Raw genomic sequence first — 870 nt, 5'->3', positions numbered from 1 at the left:
CCGGACGGGCGCAGGGACGGAGGCGCGGCATGGACCTGAACACGATCCAGCGCGTCCGGGTGGTGCGCGACCGCTCCGAGCTGGCCGACCGCGGGCCGCGCTCGGCGGTCATCGGAGGCGGCTCCTGGGTCTTCTCCCTCCCCCACGACCACCTCGACGAACTGCTCGACCTCCAGGGCTTCGGCTGGGAGCCGATCACGAGGACCCCCGACGGCCTCTCGATCGCGGCGACCTGCACGCTCAGCGAGCTCGCCGCGATGCCCGATGCGGGCGACGCCGCGCATCCGCTCTTCTTCCAGTGCTGCACGGCGCTGCTGGGCTCCTTCAAGATCTGGAACGTCGCCACCGTCGGCGGCAACATCGCCAACGCCCTGCCCGCCGGACCGATGATCAGCCTCGCCGCCGCGCTCGACGCCACTGCGCTCGTCTGGCGGGCCGACGGCTCGGACGTCTCCGTGCCGGTCGCCGAGCTCGTGACCGGCAACATGACCACCACGCTCGCCCGGGACGACGTGATCCGCTCGATCGAGTTCCCGCTCTCCTCCCTCCAGGCGCGCACCGCGTTCCGCAAGACGGCGCTCTCGCCTCTCGGACGCTCCGGCGCCGTCGTCATCGGCCGCCTCGACACCGACGGCGCGTTCGTCCTCACGATCTCCGCGGCGACCGTCCGGCCGGAGCTGCTCCGCTTCGCCACCGCCCCGTCCGCCGCCGAGCTCGCCGCGGCCGTCGACGGCGTCGCGACCTGGTTCACCGACCCGCACGGAGCCGCCGACTGGCGCCACGCCGTCGTCCGCGTGCTCGCCGAGGAGATCCGCGCCGAGCTGACCGGAGGTGCCCGATGAGGTTCACCGTCAACGGGGAGCCGGTCGA

General features: G+C 73.3%; 1 protein-coding gene. It reads left to right on the top strand.

Going from position 1 to position 870, the window contains the following annotated elements:
- The coding region (locus tag C5C24_RS17455; protein WP_308470845.1) for an FAD binding domain-containing protein at window positions 1-842 on the top strand (842 nt) is incomplete at its 5' end.
- Window positions 843-870: the final 28 nt, after the last annotated feature.

The organism is Rathayibacter sp. AY2B3, from assembly GCF_002931755.1.
Lineage (GTDB): Bacteria > Actinomycetota > Actinomycetes > Actinomycetales > Microbacteriaceae > Rathayibacter.
This window is presented reverse-complemented; position numbering and strand designations above follow the sequence as displayed.